The organism is Streptomyces flavovariabilis (assembly GCF_000725785.1).
Classification (GTDB): domain Bacteria; phylum Actinomycetota; class Actinomycetes; order Streptomycetales; family Streptomycetaceae; genus Streptomyces; species Streptomyces hawaiiensis.
Window position 1 is genome coordinate 340,704 of record NZ_JNXD01000006.1, and the last position, 20,220, is coordinate 360,923.

General features: G+C 70.7%; 16 protein-coding genes and 4 pseudogenes. 4 read left to right on the plus strand and 16 right to left on the minus strand.

What is annotated here, in order from left to right:
* The first annotated feature begins 158 nt into the window (after positions 1–158).
* Positions 159–746, plus strand: a complete 588-nt coding sequence (locus IO24_RS0113705; protein ID WP_031135455.1) for a hypothetical protein — start codon at positions 159–161, stop codon at positions 744–746.
* A 367-nt stretch (positions 747–1,113) separates the two neighbouring features.
* Here IO24_RS0113705 and IO24_RS0113710 read toward each other — a convergent pair whose 3' ends face one another.
* On the minus strand, positions 1,114–1,737 hold the full coding sequence (locus IO24_RS0113710; protein WP_031135457.1) for a TetR family transcriptional regulator: 624 nt from the start codon (positions 1,735–1,737) through the stop codon (positions 1,114–1,116).
* A 96-nt stretch (positions 1,738–1,833) separates the two neighbouring features.
* Positions 1,834–2,658 (minus strand): SDR family oxidoreductase, encoded by an 825-nt coding sequence (locus IO24_RS0113715; RefSeq protein ID WP_031135459.1) that lies wholly within the window; start codon positions 2,656–2,658, stop codon positions 1,834–1,836.
* Positions 2,659–2,791: 133 nt separating this feature from the next.
* Between IO24_RS0113715 and IO24_RS0113720 the strand changes: the two genes are divergently transcribed.
* Positions 2,792–3,679, plus strand: a complete 888-nt coding sequence (locus IO24_RS0113720) for a helix-turn-helix domain-containing protein (protein ID WP_045297237.1) — start codon at positions 2,792–2,794, stop codon at positions 3,677–3,679.
* A 31-nt stretch (positions 3,680–3,710) separates the two neighbouring features.
* On the opposite strand, the gene IO24_RS0113725 is transcribed toward IO24_RS0113720, so the two are convergent.
* From IO24_RS0113725 to IO24_RS46335, 7 genes and pseudogenes are all read right to left on the minus strand, one after another.
* Entirely contained in the window at positions 3,711–4,166 is a 456-nt protein-coding gene (locus tag IO24_RS0113725; RefSeq protein WP_031135461.1) for a molybdenum cofactor biosynthesis protein MoaE, read from the minus strand.
* A 4-nt stretch (positions 4,167–4,170) separates the two neighbouring features.
* Positions 4,171–5,159, minus strand: a pseudogene (moaA, locus tag IO24_RS40630) (GTP 3',8-cyclase MoaA).
* Between the two features lie 74 nt (positions 5,160–5,233).
* On the minus strand, positions 5,234–6,388 hold the full coding sequence (locus IO24_RS0113735) for an XdhC family protein (protein WP_031135462.1): 1,155 nt from the start codon (positions 6,386–6,388) through the stop codon (positions 5,234–5,236).
* A 136-nt stretch (positions 6,389–6,524) separates the two neighbouring features.
* The gene (locus IO24_RS0113740; protein WP_031135464.1) at positions 6,525–8,738 is read right to left on the minus strand and encodes a xanthine dehydrogenase family protein molybdopterin-binding subunit; all 2,214 of its coding nucleotides are present in this window, start codon (positions 8,736–8,738) and stop codon (positions 6,525–6,527) included.
* A complete protein-coding gene (locus IO24_RS0113745) occupies positions 8,735–9,715 on the minus strand; it encodes an FAD binding domain-containing protein (RefSeq protein WP_031135466.1) in 981 nt (326 codons plus the stop codon). The genes IO24_RS0113740 and IO24_RS0113745 overlap by 4 nt, the downstream gene beginning before the upstream one ends.
* A 13-nt stretch (positions 9,716–9,728) precedes the next feature.
* The gene (locus IO24_RS0113750; RefSeq protein WP_031135468.1) at positions 9,729–10,382 is read right to left on the minus strand and encodes a (2Fe-2S)-binding protein; all 654 of its coding nucleotides are present in this window, start codon (positions 10,380–10,382) and stop codon (positions 9,729–9,731) included.
* Positions 10,383–10,529: 147 nt separating this feature from the next.
* Positions 10,530–11,026: pseudogene (locus IO24_RS46335) on the minus strand (flavodoxin).
* Between the two features lie 604 nt (positions 11,027–11,630).
* On the opposite strand from IO24_RS46335, the gene IO24_RS0113760 reads away from it, so the two are divergent.
* Positions 11,631–12,125 carry a MarR family winged helix-turn-helix transcriptional regulator gene (locus tag IO24_RS0113760; RefSeq protein ID WP_031135470.1) on the plus strand — a complete coding sequence of 165 codons (495 nt, stop codon included), beginning with the start codon at positions 11,631–11,633 and terminating at the stop codon, positions 12,123–12,125.
* 178 nt (positions 12,126–12,303) lie between these two features.
* On the plus strand, positions 12,304–13,443 hold the full coding sequence (locus IO24_RS0113765; protein WP_031135472.1) for an ABC transporter substrate-binding protein: 1,140 nt from the start codon (positions 12,304–12,306) through the stop codon (positions 13,441–13,443).
* Positions 13,444–13,547: 104 nt separating this feature from the next.
* On the opposite strand, the pseudogene IO24_RS46340 reads toward IO24_RS0113765, so the two are convergent.
* The 7 genes and pseudogenes from IO24_RS46340 to IO24_RS0113795 form a co-directional block, all read right to left on the minus strand.
* Positions 13,548–13,778, minus strand: a pseudogene (locus IO24_RS46340) (S-(hydroxymethyl)mycothiol dehydrogenase); the annotation flags it as partial.
* A 13-nt stretch (positions 13,779–13,791) separates the two neighbouring features.
* Positions 13,792–14,679 (minus strand): 3-hydroxybutyryl-CoA dehydrogenase, encoded by an 888-nt coding sequence (locus IO24_RS0113770; RefSeq protein WP_031135473.1) that lies wholly within the window; start codon positions 14,677–14,679, stop codon positions 13,792–13,794.
* Positions 14,676–15,864: pseudogene (locus tag IO24_RS40640) on the minus strand (acyl-CoA dehydrogenase family protein). Before IO24_RS40640 ends, IO24_RS0113770 begins: the two are co-directional and overlap by 4 nt.
* A gap of 128 nt (positions 15,865–15,992) precedes the next feature.
* On the minus strand, positions 15,993–17,111 hold the full coding sequence (locus tag IO24_RS0113780) for an alcohol dehydrogenase catalytic domain-containing protein (RefSeq protein WP_031135475.1): 1,119 nt from the start codon (positions 17,109–17,111) through the stop codon (positions 15,993–15,995).
* Positions 17,112–17,195: 84 nt separating this feature from the next.
* Positions 17,196–18,650 (minus strand): class I adenylate-forming enzyme family protein, encoded by a 1,455-nt coding sequence (locus IO24_RS40645; RefSeq protein WP_037667829.1) that lies wholly within the window; start codon positions 18,648–18,650, stop codon positions 17,196–17,198.
* Positions 18,647–19,888 (minus strand): NAD(P)/FAD-dependent oxidoreductase, encoded by a 1,242-nt coding sequence (locus IO24_RS0113790; protein WP_031135479.1) that lies wholly within the window; start codon positions 19,886–19,888, stop codon positions 18,647–18,649. Before IO24_RS0113790 ends, IO24_RS40645 begins: the two co-directional genes overlap by 4 nt.
* Positions 19,885–20,208 (minus strand): 2Fe-2S iron-sulfur cluster-binding protein, encoded by a 324-nt coding sequence (locus tag IO24_RS0113795; RefSeq protein WP_031135482.1) that lies wholly within the window; start codon positions 20,206–20,208, stop codon positions 19,885–19,887. Before IO24_RS0113795 ends, IO24_RS0113790 begins: the two co-directional genes overlap by 4 nt.
* Positions 20,209–20,220: the final 12 nt, after the last annotated feature.

Below are 20,220 nucleotides of genomic sequence, written 5' to 3' on the forward strand. Positions count from 1 at the left end.
AGTGAGCCCTGCGGCGAGTACCTTCCGCGGCCTGCTGCGCGCCGAGGTGGGCGCCGACCGGGACTGGACCGGCTGCCCGCCGACCGCCACGCCGTCCCCGGCACACCACCGGAACGCTGGGCCGCGCGGCGCTGGCACACCCCGGCGAACTCGTCGCGGTGATCGGACACCGCGCCGCCTGGCGGTTCGTCTCCGGGCTCACCTTGGCAGGTTTCGTCGCCAGGTTCTTCGCCCTGCTCACCCTGGACGCCGCCCACTCGTGGGGAGGACGGCCCGACCAGCTCGCCATCGCCGTCCCGGACAACAAGGCGACGCAGATGCGGGCGCGGGCCGAACAGCGCCTGCACGCCGCCGGGGTGACCGCGGTGATCGGCGTAGACCACGGCTTCGTGGCCGAGGGCCCCTCCGACAGCCGCCAGGTCACCGCCACCGTGTCCGGCGGCCCGAGCGAGCTGGACCGCGCCCGTACCGCGCTGACCGGCCTGACACCCGATCAGTACCCGGTCACCGGCATCGACGTGAACTGGTCCGAGGCACGGTTCACCCGGGACTTCACTACCATCACCCGGGTGGTGCTCGTGGTGACGTTCACGGTCGGCTCACCTCGGCCGGGATCACCGCCGCCTCCGTCCTCGACCGCCGCAGCACCTACGGCCTGCTGCACCTGGCCGGGACCCCACTGCGGTCTGGGACGCCGCCCGCAACCGGGAGACGCTGATACATGGCCGACGACCTGGGGCGTCTGACGGCGTGCCAGGCGGCTTCGGGCGATCTGCGGAAGCCGTGCCGGTTCCGGTATGGCCGGGGCGCGCTCAGGCGCCTCCGACAAGGTGGGCGAGCAGCTCGTAGGCGTAACAGGCCGGAGTCGTGCCATGAGCTCTGCGGCGCAGTGAGGACCAGCCGATCCCCACGGCCGGCTGCCGTCCTACCCGGCGAGGGCGCGCGGCTGATGGAGCAGGCCGGTCCACGTCTGTCGTCTGCAGCGCGCACAGACCCGGCGGTCATACTCCTACCGACGGCATGGGCTGCGCGTGTACTCGGTGCGGTAGCAGCCACTCGCTCCGCCGTGGCGGAGCGAGTGGGGAAGCGCGGCCGACGGGGCGGCGGGCCCGGTTACTCTCTCAACGCGCCCATCGCCCGGTCGAGCAGGACGGCCAGCGGGACAGTACCCTCGCAGGCCACCCATCCCGTGGCGGCTACGTCCAGGCAGGCGAGTGCGGCGGCGGCCAGTGCGCTCGGCCTGGTGTCCTCGGGCCGGTCAGGGCTGACGCCCAGCCGCCGGGCGATCTCCGGCACCAGCAGTTCCTGCCAGCTCAGTTGCTTCTCGTAGTGCCCGGCGCGCAGCGACGGGGTCTCCTGGAGCATGCGCAGATAGGTGAGTGCCTGCTCGGGCGCTGCCTCGTTCATCCGCGTCAGGACGTCGAACGCCCGGCGCAGTGCCTCCCAGGGCCGCTCGTCGTGGGGACGGGCGGCCAGCGCCTGCGCGATCTGGCGGCCGGATTCCGCCAGGCGTCCCAGGACGATCTCTTCCTTGGTGCCGAAATACCGGAAGAGACTGGCGCGCGACAGGCCCACCTCGGCGGCGATCTGGTCGACGGTCGTCCGGTCGAACCCCTGCTCGGTGAAGAGCCGGTGCGCCACCTCGACCACCTCCGCCCGAACCGTCGCACGCATGCGCTCACGCAAGCCGGGCGGCTTGCGGGCGGGCTGGTCGGCGGTACGGGCGGTTTCAGGCATACAAGAAGGGTACATCAGGGACTCAATGTGATACCGAGTATCAGACTGCAGAGCGGTCTCCCGTCCGGTCCCTGGCCTGCCCTGCTCGGCGTGCGGTTACGCGGCGTTGCCCTGGGCCTGCGTGGCGACATCGGCCCATTCCTCCCAGGTCTTCAGTCGCTCGGCGTAGACCTGGGGGACGAGGTGGAGCGGGGAGGTGCCGAAGAAGACCCGCAGGGGCGGGTTGTCGGCGTCGACGATCTGCAGCAGGGCCGCGCCGGTGGCGGTGGGGTCGCCGTGCTCGATGTTGCCCCAGTGGGCGGCGAGGGCCGCGCGCAGGTCGTCGTAGGCGGGCAGTTGCCCGGCGAAGGTGGCGGAGGAGCCGGCCCAGTCGGTGGCGAAGCCGCCGGGCTCGACCAGGGTGACCTTGATACCGAATCCGGCGACCTCCTGGGCGAGGGCTTCACTCATGGCCTCCAGGGCCCACTTGGAGGCGTTGTAGACACCGAGGTTGGGGAAGGCGGTGACGCCGCCCACGCTGGAGATCTGCACGATGTGGCCACTGCCCTGCGCGCGCAGCAGGGGCAGGGCGGCCTGGGTGACCCACAGGGCGCCGTAGAAGTTGGTCTCCATCTGGTCGCGGACCTGCTGCTCCGTCAGCTCCTCGACTGTGCCGAACAGGCCGTAGCCGGCGTTGTTGACGACGACGTCGAGGCGGCCGAAGTGATCGTGAGCCCGCTTGACGGCCTCGGTGGCGGCGGTCTTGTCGGTGACGTCCAGGGTCAGGGGAAGGATCGCCTCGCCGTGGGCGGCCACCAGGTCCGCGAGGGAGTCGGTGTCACGGGCGGTGGCCGCGACCCTGTCGCCGCGCTCCAGGGCCGCCTGGACGAACTGGCGGCCGAAGCCGCGCGAGGAGCCGGTGATGAACCAGATCTTGCTCACGAGAACACTCCCGTTCGAAATGAAGTCTTAGGAAAGGACTCTAACTCTAATTGAGACTCAGTATCAAGAAGAGTCGTAGGGTCGATGTTGTACGCTGCTCGCACCAGCGAGGCAGGACGACTGGAGGACGAAGATGTCTTCAGATGCGGCGGCCGGTGACCAAGTGACGTCCGGACTCGACCGGCGTACCGAGCTGAGGGAGTTCCTGCGTTCGCGCAGGGCCCGGCTCAGGCCCGAGGACGTGGGCGTGCCCTCGCACGGGCGGCGGCGGGTTCCCGGGTTGCGGCGCGAGGAACTGGCGCAGTTGGCGGGGGTGTCGTACGCCTACTACGCACGGCTGGAGCAGGGATACGGCGACACCATGTCGGCCGATGTGCTGGAGGCCGTCGCCCGCGCCCTGCGCCTGACCGACGAGGAGCGCGACCATCTGATCCGGCTGGCCCAGCCCGAGCGGCAGAGCACGACGCGGGCCGCGCCCCCGCCGCAGCGACTGCGGCTCAGCGTTCAGCACCTGCTCGACACGCTCGGCGTGCCCGCCTACGTCGTCAGTCGGCGTATGGACATCCTGGGGTGGAACCGGCTCGCCGCCGCCCTCTTCGGGGACTGGGCCCAACTGCCGCCCGAGGAGCGCAACGTGGCCCGGCTGGCCTTCCTCTCGCCCGAGGCGCGCGACCGCTTCGCCGACCCCGAGCGCGTGGCGCTGAGTGTGGCCGGCGCTCTGCGCATGAACGCCGGCAAGAGCCCCGCGGATGCGCACCTCTCTTCCCTGATCCAGGAGTTGTCGCAGAAGAGCGAGGAGTTCCGCCGGCTGTGGGCACGGCACGAGGTGAGCTGCGGGACCGTCGGCGAGTCCGTGCGATTGCGGCACCCGCTGGTGGGAGAGTTCGACCTCGTCCACGAACCCATGGCGCTGCCCGGGGGCGCCCCGATGCGGCTGGTCACTTACCATGCCGAGCCGGGCTCCCGCTCGGAGGAGGCTCTGCGGATGCTGGCCAGTTGGGAGATGGAGCCGCTGCGCTGAGACGTGGAGCCGGCCGCAGCCGATGACGGGGCTACGCACCGACCCATTCATCTGTTCCGTCCGAGAACTTCTGGTGCTTCCAGATGGGTACTTCGTGCTTGAGGCCGTCGATCAGTTCCCTGCAGGCTTCGAAGGCATCTCCCCGATGCGGACACGCGACGGCGACCACGACCGCCGTGTCTCCCACCGCGAGTTCACCGACCCGGTGCACCGCGGCGAGGGCACGCACCGGGTGGTTCGCCACGACCTTCTCCGCGATCCACCGCATCTCGGCCTCGGCCGTCGGGTGACACGCATGCCCCAGTCCGTCCACGTCCGCGCCCGCGTCATGGTTCCGCACCGTGCCGACGAACAGCGCGATCCCGCCCGCCGCCTCGTCGCCGACCGCCTGGAACACCTCGTCCAGGCGGAGCGGTGTCCGTCGTATCGCGACCAGCCTGATCGGCTGCGGGTGCGCCTGCTCACCCGGGTGCTCGTGGGCTGCCACCGCGTCAACCCCCGATGGCCGACATCGGCCTCTCCGGCCGTACGAACGAGGGATCGTCCAGGCCCGAACCGGCCTTCTTGCCCCACATCGCGGCACGCCAGACCCGGGCGATCTCCGCGTCGGGAGCGCCTGAGCGGAGCGCGGCGCGCAGGTCGGTCTCCTCGCGGGCGAACAGGCAGGTGCGTATCCGGCCGTCGGCGGTGAGGCGGGTGCGGTCGCATGCCGCGCAGAAGGGGCGTGTGACCGAGGCGATCACGCCGACGCGGTGCGGGCCGCCGTTCACGAGCCGGCGCTCGGCCGGAGCGGAGCCGCGCTCCTCGTCGCCCTCGGGGGTGAGGTCGAAGCGGGTGCGCAGGGAGGCCAGTATGTCGCCGGCGGTGATCAGGCCCTCGCGCTTCCAGCCGTGCTGGGCGTCCAGGGGCATCTGCTCTATGAAGCGGAGCTCATAGTGGTGCCGTACGGACCAGGCGAGGAGGTCGGGGGCCTCGTCCTCGTTGAGCCCGGGTATCAGGACGGAGTTGACCTTGACGGGGTTCAGTCCCGCCGCGTGGGCGGCTGCGATGCCGTCGAGGACGTCCTGATGGCGGTCCCGGCGGGTGAGGGTCTTGAAGACGTCGGGGCGCAGGGTGTCCAGGGAGACGTTGACGCGGTCCAGGCCCGCGGCCTTCAGGGCCGTCGCGTGCGCCGCAGGCCGATACCGTTGGTGGAGAGGGACATCCGAGGCCGCGGGTCGAGGGCGGCGACCCGCTCGACGATGCCGACCAGGCCCGGGCGCAGCAGCGGCCCGCCACCGGTGAAACGGACCTCCGTGACGCCGAGGACACGGACCGCGATGCCGACGAGGCGGACGATCTCGTCATCGGTGAGCAGGTCGGGCCTGGCCAGCCACTGCAGGCCCTCCTCCGGCATGCAGTACGTGCAGCGCAGATTGCAGCGGTCGGTCAGTGAGACCCTCAGGTCGGTGGCTACCCGGCCGTAGGTGTCGAGGAGCACGTGGGGCCTCTCCTCAACGCGTGATCGGATCCTGGTGGCTCGTCAGCGAGCGCGCGACGACTCGGCGCGGGCCGTCATGCGGCCAGGAGCGCGGCTGGTGACGATGCTTGGGCCACACGGACGGAACCATGTATGGGACCGGGTACGCGCGACAGGGGCAGGCCGGTGCCGTTGTTGGTGTGGGCGATGATCTCGGCGGTGATGGAGATCGCTGTCTCTTCGGGTGTGTGGGCGCCGAGGTCGAGTCCGATCGGTGAGTGCAGGCGCGCGAGGTGCTCATCGGGCACGCCGGCCTCCCGCAGCCGGTCCAGGCGGTGTTCGTGGGTGCGGCGGGAGCCCATCGCGCCGATGTAACCGACCGGGAGGCCGAGGGCCAGACGCAGCAGGGGGATGTCGAACTTGGCGTCGTGGGTGAGGACGCAGATCGCGGTACGGGCGTCGACTTCCGTGGCCTCCAGGTAGCGGTGGGGCCAGTCGACGACGACCTCGTCGGCGTGCGGGAAGCGGGCGGCGGTGGCGAACACAGGGCGGGCGTCGCAGACGGTGACGTGGTAGCCGAGGAACCGTCCGGCCTGGCTGAGGGCGGCGGCGAAGTCGACGGCACCGAAAATCAGCATGCGGGGCGGGGCCGCGTGGGTGTGGACCAGGAGCGTCAGCCTGTCGGGGCAGGTCTCGGCGTCCCCGCCCACCTCGACGCGGGCGGTCCGGCCCGCGCGCAGCAGCGCGCGGACCTGGGTGGCCACGGCCCGGTCCTGCTGTCGGCTGCCGAGTGTCCCGTCGTACGCGCTGCCGTCCGCGAGAACGGACAGGGTACGGCCGAGAAGGTGCTGCGGCCCGTCCATGACATGTGCCACGGCGACGGGCAGGCCGGCCAGCGCCTGTTCCAGGGTGGTGGTGAGGTGGGGCTGGTCGGCCGGGTCGACCCGCTGCACCAGGACCTCCAGCTCACCGCCGCAGGTCAGGCCCACGGCGAAGGCGTCGTCGTCGGAGTAGCCGAACCGGGCCTGTACCGGGGGTTCACCCGACTCCAGAACCTGTTGGCACAGCTCGTAGACGGCACCCTCAACGCATCCTCCGGAGATGCTGCCGACCGCCTCGCCGCCGGTGTCCACGGCCAGTGCGGTGCCGGGTGGTAGGGGTGCGCTGCCGCTGACCCGGGTGACGGTGGCAAGGGCGAAGGGGCGGGCCTCGCGGCACCAGCGGTACAACGTGTCCGCGATGTTCAGCATGAGAGGTGTCCTTACGGGGGGTGGTCGGGGAGGCTCGCCGCCGCGGCGGCATGGGGGGAATGGCCGCGGCGGCGGGCCGACCGGGTCGGTCCCGGGGCTCCCCCGGGGGAGGGAGAGGGCCCCGGCCGCCCGGGGTTCAGAGGAGGGCTTCGGCGGTGATGGGCAGGTCGCGGACGCGACGGCCGGTGGCGTTGAAGACCGCGTTCGCGATGGCCGGCGCGACCCCGACCTTCACGATCTCGCCGAGGCCCTTGACGCCGATGGGGTCGGCGTGGAGGTCCTCCCCGTCCAGATAGATCGCCTTGATGTCGGGGATGTCGGCGTTGACGGGCACGAGGTAGTCGGCGAGGTTGGCGTTGACGATCCGGCCGTCGCGGTGGTCGGTGACCGTGTGCTCCAGCAGGGCCTGCCCGACGCCTCCCACCATGGCGCCGAGGGCCTGGCTGTCGGCCAGCTTGGGGCTGATGATCCGCCCGACGTCGTAGACGCCCAGCATGCGCCGCATCCGCACCAGACCCAGCCGCCGGTCGACGGCCACCTCGGCGAACACCGCGCTGTAGGCGTTCATGGAGTACCGGTCGTCGCCGCTCGGGGTGAACGTCCCGCGCGTCTCCAGGTGCGTACGGCTGTTGCGGGCCAGCAGTTGCCGGTAGGTCTCCCCGCGCGCGGGGGTGCCCTCGACGTGCAGCCGGCCGCCGCGGACCACGATGTCGTCGGCGTCGACGCCGTGCAGCGGTGACCGCTCGTCCTCGACGGCGAGTTTGATCGCCTCCTGTCGCAGCTTGTCGCAGCCGTCCTGGACGGCGGAGCCGACGCCGGCCATGGTCTGCGATCCGCCGTGCGGCGGGGCCGCCGGGAAGGTGGAGTCGCCGAGTTCGAAGCGGACCGTGCGCATGGTCAGGCCGAGGGCGTCGGCGGCGAGCTGGGTCATGGAGGTGTAGGTGCCGGGGCCCATGTCGCTGGTCGACGCCTGAACCAGGGCCGTGCCGTCGGCGTCCAGCCTGACCCGTGCCTCGGACCGCATGCGCAGGGTGTCGTAGATGCCGCTGGCCATGCCCATGCCGATCAGCCAGTCGCCGTCCCGCCGGGAGCGGGGCTTGGGGTTGCGCCGGTGCCAGCCGAACTCGCGGGCTCCGGTCCGCAGGCACTCGCTCAGGCGCCGGGTGGACCAGGGCAGCCCGTTGACAGGGTCCTCCTGCGGTTCGTTGCGCAGCCGCAGCTCGACCGGGTCGACGCCGGTCTTGTGGGCGAGTTCGTCCATGGCCGACTCGATGGCGAAGGCGGCGCTGGACCAGCCGGGGCCCCGCATGAACGTCGGTGTGTTCACGTCCAGCGGCACGGTCCGAAACGCCTGGCGGACGTGGGGCGTGGCGTAGAGCAGCTGCCCCGGGTTCATCACGCCCTCGGCGAAGTGCTCGTACGAGGACGTCTCGGCCCGTATCCGGTGGACCGCCGCGGTCAGGCGTCCGCCTCGGGTGCTGCCCAGACGCAGCCCGTACTCGTAGGCGGGCCGGTAGCCCACCCCGTAGTACAGCTGCTCGCGGGTCAGGACCAGTTTGACCGGGCGGCGGATCTGGCGGGCGGCGAGGGCGGCGATGGTGGTGTGCGGCCAGGTACGCAGCGCGTTGCCGAACGCGCCGCCGACGAACGGCGAGATGACGCGCACGTTCTCCGCCGACATGCCGAACACGGCGGCGAGTTCGTCCCGCGCGCCCACCACCCACTGGGTCTTGTCCCACACGGTGAGCTTGTCGCCGTCCCAGCGGGCGACGGTGGCGTGCGGCTCCAGCGCGTTGTGGTGGTTACGGGTGAGCCGGTAGGTGCCCTCCAGTTGGACCTCCGCCGACGCCAGTGCGTCTTCGGGGTTGCCTCGCGCGTAGTTCTGCGGCGGCAGGGGGTCGTTCTCCTGGACTCCGGGTGCCGCCATGTCGGTCGATGGCTGCTCGGCGTCGTAGGAGACCTTCACCAGGTCCGCGGCGTGCTGGGCGGCCTCCAGGGTGTGGGCGACGACCACGGCGACGGGCTGCCCCAGGAAGCGGACCTTGTCGTCCTGGAAGACGTGCAGCCGTTCGCCGACGAAGGGGTCCAACCAGGCACCGGGGTTGTCGCGGTAGGCCAGTGTGGGTTTGTCGAGGTGGCTGATGACGCCCAGGACGCCGGGTTGGGCGTCGGCGGCGCGGGTGTCGATGCCGGTGATCCGTCCGCGGCCGATGCTGCTGTCGACGATGACCGCGTGGACGGCTCCGTCGATGTCGTGGTCGGCGGCGTACTTGGCCTGGCCGGTGACCTTCAGCCGCCCGTCCACCCGGGACAGCGGCGCTCCGACGGCTGCCTGGGGCTGCCGGCTCACTTGCCACCTCCTACGATGCGCAGTTGGCGCTCGACGGTCCGTTTGAGCAACTCGACCTTGAAACGGTTGTGCTGCAGGGGCCGGGCCCCGTCCGCAGCCCGCTCGGCGGCCGTGGCCCACAGGGTGTCCGACGGTTGCTTGCCGATGAGTTCCCGCTCGACGGCGGGCAGCTTCCACGGCACGGTGCCCACGCCTCCGGCGGCCACCCTGGCCTGGCGGATCACTCCGCCGCTGATGTGCAGAGCGACGGCCGCCGAGGTGAGGGCGAACTCGTAGGACTGCCGGTCGCGCACCTTCAGGTAGCCCGACCTCAGCGGACGCGGAAGGGCCGGAATCTCAACCGCGGTGATCAACTCACCCCGACGGAGGGCCTGTTCGCGGTTGGGTGTGCTGCCCGGCTTGAGCAGGAAGTTCGCGAAGGGCACGGTCCGCTCGCCGTCCGGCCCCAGCAGGACCACGGTCGCCTCCAGGGCGGCGAAGGCCACGGCCACGTCGGAGGGATGGGTGGCCACGCAGTCGTCGGACGTGCCGAGGATCGCATGGGTGCGGTTGACGCCGTGCAGGGCCGCGCAGCCCGAACCCGGCTCGCGCTTGTTGCAGTCGGCGTTCACGTCGCGGAAGTACGTGCAGCGGGTGCGCTGCATGATGTTGCCGCCGATGGTCGCCATGTTCCGCAGCTGAGCCGACGCGCTCAGCTCCAGCGCCTCGGAGATGACCGGATACAGGGCGCGTACTCCCCGATGGGCGGCGACATCGGCCATCCGCACGAGCGCGCCGATGCGCAGCGCCCCGCGCTTGGCGACCGTGATCTCGCGCAGCGGCAGGGCGCTGATGTCGACCAGCGTGCGGGGGCGTTCGACGGTCTCGCGCATCAGGTCGACGAGTGTGGTGCCACCGGCGATGTAACGGCCGCCGTTACGGCCGGCGGTGAGGGCCTGCCGGGTGTCGGCGGCTTTGGTGTAGGAAAAGGGATACATGGGGGACCGGGCCTCATTTCCCGTGCGCGGTCTGCTCGACCGCCCGCACGATCTTCACGTAGCAGCCGCAGCGGCAGATGTTCCCGCTCATGAACTCCCGGATCTCCTCCGGCGAGCCGGTGTGGCCCTCCTTGATACAGCCGACGCCGGACATGATCTGGCCGGAGGTGCAGTAGCCGCACTGGAAGGCGTCCTGGTCGATGAACGCCTGCTGCAGCGGGTGCAGTCGGTCGCCCTTCGCCAGACCCTCGATGGTGGTGACCTCAGCGCTGTCCAGCCGGACCGCCAGCGTCAGGCAGGAGTTGACCCGGCGGCCGTCGACCAGGACGGTGCAGGCGCCGCAGGCACCGGCGTTGCAGCCCTTCTTCGAGCCGGTCAGTCCCAGGTGTTCGCGCAGCAGATCCAGCAGAGAGGTCCGGTTGTCGACGGTGACGGTGTGCCGGCTGCCGTTGATGGTCAGGGACACGCGGCTGCCGGGCGGCGCTTCGGCGGCGTTCGCGGGCTCGGCGCCGAACACGGACGGCCCCGCGACCAGACCGCCCGCCACGACAGCACCGCCGACGGCGGTGGTGGCGATGAACGTCCGCCGGGACGGGGCGGACGCAGATCCCTCGGACGCAGATCCCTCGGGGGGAGAAACAGTTGACTCGGGGGATTCGGTGGACATGACCACTCTCTCGGTCGACGGAAGACGGATGGCGGTGCCGGCCACCGTCATGTGCACGAATCGGAGTGAGTACGAGACATCACGGCCTCTTTCAGGGGGACGTGACAGCGCACATGCGGGTAGTGGCGTGGGAGCGCCGCAAGGCGGTCATGCGGCGGATTCCATGTCGGACTGGGGCCGTGTGCAGCCGCCCGGGCACCGGGCGGGCGGCGCGTCCTGGGCGAAGAACGTCTTCGCGTGCGCGCCGGCGCCTCCGTGTCCTTCAGGACGTCGCCCGGGGCGGTGCCGTTGCCGTGAAGGACGCCACCAAAGTTCATGGCCATGAAAGCGACCCCTTGTTGATGGTGCTGACGAGCGGTTGGGCGCGCCAGGGCAGGTCACCCGCGGAGGCGGTGACGCCCCGCAGGGTGCGTCCGGCCGTGGCCGCCCGGAAGTCGAGACCGCGGATGTACCTCCAGGACGCCCAGTGGTCCCAGTAGCGCTTGGTGGGGGAGGGCAGCGAGTAGCGGTACACGGGGGAGACGATCACCCCACTGCTGCTCGATGTCGGCGGGCAGGCGTGCGGTGGCCCGGCGCGCGAGCAACTCGGTGTTCCCGTTGCTGCTGCGGTGGCTGCCGAGGACGAAGGGGAACCGGCGGGACAATGGGGGGATCTCCTTGGTCGGAGCGTGGACGACTGCTGCGGGTGAGCAGTCCCGCCCGGGTGGCGTCGTGCTCTGCGTGCCCGGCGGTGCCGGTCGGGCCGGCGTCCGGGGACACGGTTCACGCCGCGGCGGATGAGGCGGGCCCTTGGCCCAGAAAGAGTGCGGCGGCCGGGCGTTGAACACGATCGACAACCGCCTCACCTGGGCCTCCGGTGCGGCACGGCATCCACTGTGCGGCACGCGGCGCGATACAACGAGCACAGATTTTTGGGACGACTCAGGTAAGTACCACTGCCGTTGGTACGTCTGGCAGTAGCAGCCAGAGCGGTCCGACCGTCGGCGGTGGTCGTCATGCCGTATGCGTGGGGAGGGTGCCACCTGGCCGGCGGGGGCAGGGGCCGGTGCACAGTTCGCAGCGAAGTGCGGTGACGCGTTCGGTGCGGAGTGCGGTGACGCGTTCGGTGAGGCCGGCGAGACCGAAGCCGCCGCCCCGCGCGGTCTTTGATCCCCACACGGATGACCACCTGAATGCCGGCGCCGTCAGACCCCCCGGAACCCCGCCGGAGGGACGGCCCTCGAAGGAGCTCTCACTAGAGTGCGGTCCATGGAACCCCGTTGGCTCTCCCCCGAGGAGCAGCGCGCCTGGCGCGCCTACCGTGACCTCAGTCTGGTTCTGGAGGACGCTCTCGACCAGCAGCTGCGGCACCAGGCCGACCTCAGCCACCTGCACTACTCGGTGATGGTGTTCCTCTCGGAGGCCCCCGAGCGACGGCTGCGCATGACAGACCTCGCCGAACAGCTGAAGATCGCCCGGACGCGGCTCTCCTACACCGTCAGCCGCATGGAGGAGCGCGGCTGGGTGCGCCGCGAGGACGCGCCGGGGGACGGGCGGGCCCAGCTCGCCGTGCTGACGGACGAGGGGCTGACCGCCCTTGAGCAGGCCGCTCCCAGCCACGTCGCCACCGTCCGGGCTGCCGTCTTCGACCGGCTGACGCCCGAGCAGGCGCGGGCCTTCGGTGAAGCGTGCGAGATCATCCTCGCCGGCCTCACGGGCTCGGACCGCCCGGTCTTCCCCGCTGACCTCCCTTGGCGCCGCTGACCTTCATTCAGAGGCAGCGCCCAGCCTGCCGAACTCCCACACCTCCCTTCCTGACTCAGCGTGAGAACCCAGGCACTCATGGCACTTTCTTGCAGATTTGCAATACCGATCCTAGAGTGAAGACAGATGCTTGAAGCATCAAGTTTCCCCTTCCTGCCCCACCATGAAGGAGCCGAGTGTGAAGTCCTCCCGCAGGGCATGGGCCGTCGCCGCCATCCTGAGCGTCCTGGCCGCGACCGGTGCCACCGTCGCCGCCGCCATCCCTTCCCCGAAGCCCGCCCCCAGGCACACAGGTGAAGAAGACCAGCTGCGGAAGCTGTACAAGGAGGCCGTGGCCGAGGGCGGCCGCCTGGTCGTCTACGCCGGCGGTGACAAGCCGGGCCAGGCGGACTACCTCAAGGACGCGTTCGTCAAGAAGTTCCCCAAGATGAAGGTCGACATCGTCGTCGACTTCAGCAAGAACCACGACGCCCGCGTCGACAACCAGATCGCCGAGCACCACGTGGTGGCCGACGTGGTCCACCTCCAGACCGTCGACGACTTCCCGCGCTGGAAGAAGGAAGGAGTGCTGCAGAAGTACAAGCCGGTCGGCTGGAACAAGGTCTTCGACCAGATCAAGGACAAGGACGGCTACTACACCGGCCTGTTCTTCTTCGCCTTCTCCAACGTCACGGCCACGAAGCTCGGCGACGACGCGCCCGTCGAGGCCAAGGACTTCCTCAAGCCCGAGTTCAAGAACAAGCTCGTCTTCACCTACCCGAACGACGACGACGCCGTCCTCTACTACTTCAAGCAGCTCACCGACAAGTACGGTTTCGACTACCTGAAGAAGCTGCTCGCCCAGAACCCGAAGTTCGTCCGCGGCACCCAGGACTCCGCCGACCTGGTCGGCTCCGGTGACTACGTGGCGAGCTTCGGCACATCCGGAGGCGCCCCTGGCGTCGCCGAGACCACCCTGCCGAAGAAGTCGCCGTGGGTCGCCTGGCCGCAGACCGGTGCCATCCTCAAGAACGCCCCGCACAAGGCCGCCGCCAAGCTCTACCTGAGCTGGCTGCTGTCCAAGGAAGCCCAACGCGACTCCATCGGCACCTGGAGCGCCCGCACCGACGTCGCCGCGCCGGCGGGCCGCAAGGGCATCTTCGACTACCAGAACATGAACCCGCTCGGTCTCGGCGAGTTCATGAGCGACCGCACCGCCCTCGACCGCTACAAGGCCCGCATCAACCTCTACGTCGGCGACGTCAAGGGCGTGAACCCCTCCGACCCGAAGGGCGTGCTCGGCCTGAACCCCGTCAACCAGGACGGCACCCAGGGCTGACGGCCCGTTTCCGTCCCCCCTCTGCCCCACCGGAGGGGGGGACGCTTGGCCCGGTGCCCGTTCTTCGAGCTGTGAGGTGTCCAAGACCTGGTCGTGTAGGTTTCGGTGCGGCCCACGAACCTGTCCAATGGAAGGCGCCCTTGCAGATACAGGTTGATCAGCATCGGGAAGTCCCGGCTAGGTAGGCAATCGCCGTACCAGGACGACTTCAGCGCCCCGCCCCGGCCGAACAGGTCCAGCAGCGGCAGCTCCAGCTTCATCTCCGGCGTTGGCACACCCACCAGCACGACCGTGCCGGCCAGATCGCGCGCGTAGAAGGCCTCGCCGCGTACTTCCTGCGCCATGGGGTCAGTTGGTCTTCTCGGAGTAGTCGTGGAAGCCGCGCCCGGACTTCCGGCCGAGCAGACCTGCCTCCACCATGCGCAGCAGCAGAGGAGGCGGGGCGTGCTGCGGGTCCTTGAAGTCCGCGTACATCGCCTCGGCGATGGCGGTGAGGGTGTCCAGGCCGATCAGGTCGGCCAGGCTCAGCGGGCCCATGGGGTGGGCGCAGCCGAGGACCATGCCGGTGTCGATGTCCTCCGCGCAGGCGTGGCCGGACTCCAGCATCCGGATCGCGCAGAGCAGGTAGGGCACCAGCAGGGCGTTCACCACGAACCCGGCCCGGTCCTGGGCACGGATGACCTTCTTACCCAGCACCTCCGTGACGAAGCCCTCTGCACGGGATTGTGCCTGAGGGGCTGTCAGCAGTGAGGGAACGATCTCCACGAGCTCCAGCACCGGCACGGGGTTGAAGAAGTGGACGCCGATCACCTGATGCGGGCGTGCGGTGGCCATGCCCAGTTTCATGATGGGGAGGGAGGAGGTGTTCGACGCGAGCAGCGCGTCCTCGCGGGTGACGATCCGGTCCAGCTCGGCGAACAGCTCGACCTTGACCTTCTCGTCCTCCGTCGCCGCCTCCACCACCAGGTCACGGTCGGCCAGTTCCGTCAGGTCCGTGGTGACCCGCACCCGGTCGAGGGCGGCGTCGCGTTCCGTCGCGGAGAGCTTGCCGCGCCGTATGCCGCGCTCCAGCGAAGCGGCGATCCGGGACCGGCCGGCCCCGGCCGCGCCCGCGTGCACCTCGTGCACCACCACGTCCAGCCCGGCCCGGGCGCAGACCTCGGCGATGCCCGCGCCCATCAGGCCGCAGCCGACGACCCCGACCCGGCGGATGCCTGGCCCTGGCACATCGCTCACCGGAACGCCGCCTGGCCCGTCAGCGCCTGCCCGATCATCAGGGTGTGCATCTCCACGGTGCCCTCGTACGTGAGGATCGACTCCAGGTTGTTGGCGTGCCGGATCACCGGATACTCCAGCGAGATGCCGTTGGCGCCGAGGATCGTCCGGGCGATGCGGCAGATCTCCAATGCGGAACGGGTGTTGTAGCTTGCCGTAGCTGACCTGCTCGGGGCGAAGCCCGCGGTCGTCCTTGATGCGGCCGAGGTGGAAGGCGAGCAGCGTGCCCTTGGCCAACTCCACGGACATGTCGGTGAGTTTGGCCTGGGTCAGCTGGAAGGAGCTGATCGGGCGGCCGAACTGGACCCGGTCGCCCGCGTAGGCCAGCGCCGCCCGGAAGGACGACCGTGCGGCTCCCATCGCCCCCCACGCGATGCCGTACCGCGCCTCGTTGAGGCAGGACAGCGGCCCGCGAAGACCCCGCACCTCCGGCAACACGGCGGATCCGGGCAGTCGTACCGAATCCAGCACGAGTTCGCTGGTCACCGAGGCCCTCAGGGACATCTTGTGCTTGATCGCGGGGGCCGAGAAGCCCGGGGTGTCGGTCGGGACGACGAAGCCGCGCACGCCGTCGTCCGTACGGGCCCAGACGACGGCCACATCGGCCACCGAGCCGTTGGTGATCCACAACTTGCGCCCGTCGAGGACCCAGTCGTCGCCGTCGCGGCGGGCCGCGGTGCGCATGCTGCCCGGGTCGGAGCCGGAGTCGGGCTCGGTGAGGCCGAAGCAGCCGATTGCGGTCCCTGCGGCGAGGCGGGGCAGCCACTCCTCCTTCTGCTCCTCCGAGCCGAAGGCGTGGATCGCGTACATGGCCAGCGAGCCCTGGACCGATACGAGGGAGCGCAGTCCGGAGTCGGTCGCCTCCAGTTCCAGGCAGGCGAGACCGTAGTCGACGGCGCTCATGCCCGCACAGCCGTAGCCCTCCAGGTGCATGCCCAGCAGGCCGAGTTCGCCGAGTTCCTTGGTCAGGCCGCGGATGTCCTCGATCGCGCCCTGCTCGAACCACTCGGCGATGTGGGGCTCCACGCGCCGGTCGCAGAACGTGCGGACGGCATCGCGGACGGCGCGCTCGTCCGGGGTCAGCAGGCTGTCGAGTTCGACGAGGTCCAGAGGGTCGGCCGGGCGTGGGGCGTGCTGGGCGTGCATCTGGTGTCTCCAGGGTTCGAGAGGTGACGAGGTGAGGAGAGGCCGCCGGTCAGGGGAGGACCGGCGACCTCCGCTGGTGGAAGGCCGCCGGGTCGTTCACGAGGCGGCAGCGGCCGGGTAGACGATGGTCACGCGGCGGCGGTCGGGCTGATGATGAAGTTGCTGAAGCCGCCGTTGCGCCGGGCGATGCCGCCGATGGCGTCGTTGACCTGTTCCAGCGGGAAGACCTGGTGCTCCAGCGGCCCGAGGTCCAGCAGACCGCCCTCCACCATGTCGGCCATGGCCTGGCCCTCGCCGGAGGTGAACCAGGCCGATCCGATCAGCCGCAGCTGCTGGTCCATCATCCGGTGGATGTCGACGGGCAGGTCGCCGGCGACCGCGCCGATGTTCACCGCGATGCCGCCGCGTGCCATCGCCCGCATGCCGGCCAGGAACGTCTCGTGCGGGGCACCCGGACCGAGCGCGTCGATGTAGATGTCGGCGCCGTAGCCGTCGGTCTCCTCGCGGACCCAGTCGTCGAGCGGGCCGTCGTCCAGGGCGTGCAGCCGCAGGCGTCCGTCGGCGAGCTTGCCGACCTGGTCGAGCAGGCCCCTGTCGCGACCGGTGCCATATACGTGGGTCAGGCCCAGGGCGGGGGCGAGGAGTGCGGCGCCGATACCGAGGGTGCCGCTGATGCCGTTGATCAGGATCGTCTTGCCCGGTCCGGCCCCGGCCTTGCGGAGGGCGGAGTACATCGTCCCGAGGTAGCCGAAGCGGGCCGCCGCGTTGAAGGACAGCGAGTCCGGCAGCTTCACCAGGGAGTACGCGGGCGCCACCATGTACTCGGCGAGGCCGCCCTGGTAGCGGTCCAACAGGTCCAGGGCGGTCGGTGAGAAGCCGAAGTATCCGGCGAAGGCGTAGCTGGCGCAGTTGATCGAGTCTTCGTTGCGGCAGGAGCGGCACGACCCGCAGGAACGGCCCGGGTTGACGTACACCCGGTCGCCCGGCTTGAACGCCTGGACACCTGGGCCGACGGACTCCACCACACCCGCCGGGTCGAGACCGAAGATGGCCGGCAGGGTCGGCAGGGGGCTGTGCGGGAACCAAGTGGTCCACATGTTCAGGATGTTGGCGAGGTTCGGAACGATGTTGACGGCGTGGACGGCCACGCGGACGTCACCGGGGCCGGGCTCGGGAACGGGGAGTTCCTCGATCTTCATGGGCTCGCCGACGGCGTGCATCCGCGCGGCTCGCATGGTCGCACTCATGGCGTCTCCTCGGGTTCGGCTTCGGGTACGGCTGGGGGAGACGGCGCCACGGTGGCGCGGTCTCTGGGTGTTGTGGAGGGTGGGTCAGTTGTCCAGCAGCGTCGTCAGCCGTGCGCGCTGCAGCTTTCCGGTGGCCCCGCGGGGCAGGGCGGGTACGACGCACAGCCGCCGGGGCCACTTGTGCCGGGCGAGCCTGCCGTCGAGGTGGGCGCGGATGTCGTCCAAGGTGGGGTTGCCGGAGTCGGTGACCAGGAAGGCGGTCACCAGCTCGCCCCAGACGGGGTCCGGCGCCCCGGAGACCGCGACTTCGACGACACCTGGGAAGTCGGCGAGCGCGTTCTCGACCTCGGCGGGATCGATGTTCTCCCCGCCGGTGATGATGGTGTCCTTGAGCCGCCCGACCACCGAGAGCCTGCCCTCCGCGTCGAACAGCCCCCGGTCCCCGGTGTGGAACCAGCCCTCGCGGTCGGTCGCGGCCGTCGGCCGGGCAGCGGTCCAGTAGTCGGTGGCCACCGACGGCCCGCGCACCCAGATCTCGCCGGGGGTGCCCGGCTGGGCGGGCGACCCGGCCGCGTCCACGCCCCTCAACCCGACCCGCGGGACGGGAGACCCGGTGGAGTCGGCCCGCTCGTCGGGCGCGGAGTACGTCACCCCGGCCGCGGTCTCGGTCAGGCCGTAGGAGTTGACGACACCGACCCCGCGGGCCCGGAACTGCTCGCGGGTGGCGGTCTGGGCGGGTGAGCCCCCCGACAGGATCCACCGCAGGGTGTCCAGGTCCTGGCTGCCGAACCGGGGGTGGCGGGCCAGCAGGGCGGACATGGCCGGTACGGCGAAGACGCAGGTCACCTTGTGGTCGCGTACCAGGTCGACGAACAGATCCGGTTCGAAGCGCGGGGCCAGGATCACCGTGCCGCGCCTCGCCCATGTGCACTGCGGAAGCCCGCCCAGTACGGCGACATGCGCCAGCGGGGTGGAGACGAGCGCGGTGTCGTCCGCGCCGAAGGGCAGCCGCGCCAGCCCGCCCACCATGCTCCAGTACAGGTTGTCGTGGGTCAGTGCGACGCCCTTGGGACGGCCGGAGGTGCCGGACGTGAACGCGATGATCGCGATGTCGGAGCCGACCGGGGTGGCGTGCGCGACCGCCTCGGGTTCGTCGTCGCCCTCGGGATGCAGTTCCTCCCAGGCCAGGCGGAGACCCGAGCCCGCGGGAAACGTCTCGTCGGCGACCAGGGCCGTCGGGCCCGTCTCCTCGTACACGACGGCGAGTTCGCCCTCGGTCGCCTGCGGGTGCAGCGGTACGAGCACCGCCCCCATCCGCGTCACCGCGAACAGCGCGATCAACGCCTCGGGCCGGGCCGCCCCCTGCATCACCACCCGATCGCCCTTGCGCACCCCGACCTCGTCGAGCCGGGCGACGGTGCGCCGTACCGCTAGGTCGAATTCGGCGTAGGTCCAGGTCCGGTCCTCGAAGACGAGAGCGGTCCGATGGCCGGCCTCGGCCGCGCTGACGGCGAGGTGTGCGCCGAAGATGCTGGTCATGCCCTCACCTCCGCGGTGCGTCTGGCGCGGGCGAGCGCGCGGAGAGTCGTCCCCGCCAGGTCGGCGGCCGACACCGGCGTGTGCCGCTCCAGCAGCCGCCGGGCGGCCAGGTGTTCGGCGGGCCAGTTCAGCGTCTCGACAGCCACCAGCCGGCCCGCGCGGAAGGCGTACGCGGCCAGCCGCTCCGGGGATTCGCCCGGCACCAGCAGAACTTCGTCGGACGCCGAACGCAGCCCCGCCATCTGCAACTTGACGTCGCCCTGGTCGCTCCAGAACCACGGCAGGCTCTCGTACGCGGCAGGTGACCCCGCGATACGACGGCCCACCAATGCCCCCTGGTCGATGGCGTTCTGCACGGACTCAAGCCGCACCAGCCCCTCCGCGTGCGGATGCGGATGCCGGGCGCAGTCGCCGACGGCGGAGACCCGCGGGTCGGTGACCGAGCGCAACTGCTCGTCCACGACCACGCCGTCGGCCACCTCCAGCCCGGCCTCCCGGGCGAGTTCGTCCCTGGGTACGGCGCCGATGCGGTAGACCACGAGGTCGGCGGGCAGAACGCCGTGAGAGGTGACGACCCGGTCGACCCGTCCCGCGCCTTCCAGGGCCTGTACGGCAGTCCCGGTGAGGACCCGGACACCGGCGCGCTCGTGCCGTTCCCGCAGTCGCGGTTCCAGCTCCGGTGACACGGCCCGGCTCAGCAGCCGGTCGGCCAGTTCCACGACGGTCACGCGGGCGCCGCGGGCCAGGGCGACCCGGGCCAGCTCCAGCCCGATGAACCCGCCGCCGACGACCACCACGTCACGGGCGGTCTCCAGCGCCCGGCCGATCGTCAGGGCGTCGTCGAGGGGGCGCAGGGCGTGGACACCGGCCAACTCGGCGCCGGGGACGGGCAACCGGCGGTTGTTGGCGCCCGTCGCCAGCACCAGGTGGTCGTAGGAAAGACGGGTGCCGGCCCGGGTGAGGACCGTACGGGCGGCGGTGTCGAGGGCGACCACATCGTCCCCGAGGCGGAGGTCGATGTCCCGCTCGCCGTAGAAGGACTCCGGCACCAGTTCGACGCGCAGGCCGTCCGGCTCGGTGTGTGCCTTCTTCGACAACGGCGGCCGCTGGTACGGCAGATGGGGTTCCGCGGCGAACACGGTGACGGGACCGCTGTAGCCGGATGCGCGCAGCATCGAGACGACGCTGAACCCGGCCTGCCCGCCGCCGACGACGACCACACCCGCTGGACTCGTCATACCTGCTCCTCGGGCACGTGGACGACCAGTCCGTCCAGGGCGTCGGAAAGCTGGATCTGGCAGCTGAGCCGACTGGTGGGCCGGCGTTCGGCGGCGGTGAAGTCCAGCATCTCGTCCTCGACGTCACCCGGCGGGCCCACCAGCTCGGACCGGTCCTCGGCAACGTAGACATGGCAGGTGGCGCAGGAGGCGTTGCCTCCGCACTCGGCGACGATGCCCTCGACGCCGTTGGAGACGGCCGCCTGCATGAGGACGGTCCCCGACTCGGCGGTGACCTTGCGTTCGGTCCCGTCGGGCGACCGGAAGATGACGGTGGGCATGAAGTTCTCCCG

What these genes read in the sequence shown, in the direction of transcription:
- IO24_RS0113710 (WP_031135457.1), bottom strand. Translation starts at nt 1,737, where the DNA reads ATGCCTGAAACCGCCCGTACCGCCGACCAGCCCGCCCGCAAGCCGCCC.
- IO24_RS0113720 (WP_045297237.1), top strand. Translation starts at nt 2,792, where the DNA reads ATGTCTTCAGATGCGGCGGCCGGTGACCAAGTGACGTCCGGACTCGAC.
- IO24_RS0113735 (WP_031135462.1), bottom strand. Translation starts at nt 6,388, where the DNA reads ATGCTGAACATCGCGGACACGTTGTACCGCTGGTGCCGCGAGGCCCGC.
- IO24_RS0113745 (WP_031135466.1), bottom strand. Translation starts at nt 9,715, where the DNA reads ATGTATCCCTTTTCCTACACCAAAGCCGCCGACACCCGGCAGGCCCTC.
- IO24_RS0113750 (WP_031135468.1), bottom strand. Translation starts at nt 10,382, where the DNA reads ATGTCCACCGAATCCCCCGAGTCAACTGTTTCTCCCCCCGAGGGATCT.
- IO24_RS0113760 (WP_031135470.1), top strand. Translation starts at nt 11,631, where the DNA reads ATGGAACCCCGTTGGCTCTCCCCCGAGGAGCAGCGCGCCTGGCGCGCC.
- IO24_RS0113780 (WP_031135475.1), bottom strand. Translation starts at nt 17,111, where the DNA reads ATGAGTGCGACCATGCGAGCCGCGCGGATGCACGCCGTCGGCGAGCCC.
- IO24_RS40645 (WP_037667829.1), bottom strand. Translation starts at nt 18,650, where the DNA reads ATGACCAGCATCTTCGGCGCACACCTCGCCGTCAGCGCGGCCGAGGCC.
- IO24_RS0113790 (WP_031135479.1), bottom strand. Translation starts at nt 19,888, where the DNA reads ATGACGAGTCCAGCGGGTGTGGTCGTCGTCGGCGGCGGGCAGGCCGGG.
- IO24_RS0113795 (WP_031135482.1), bottom strand. Translation starts at nt 20,208, where the DNA reads ATGCCCACCGTCATCTTCCGGTCGCCCGACGGGACCGAACGCAAGGTC.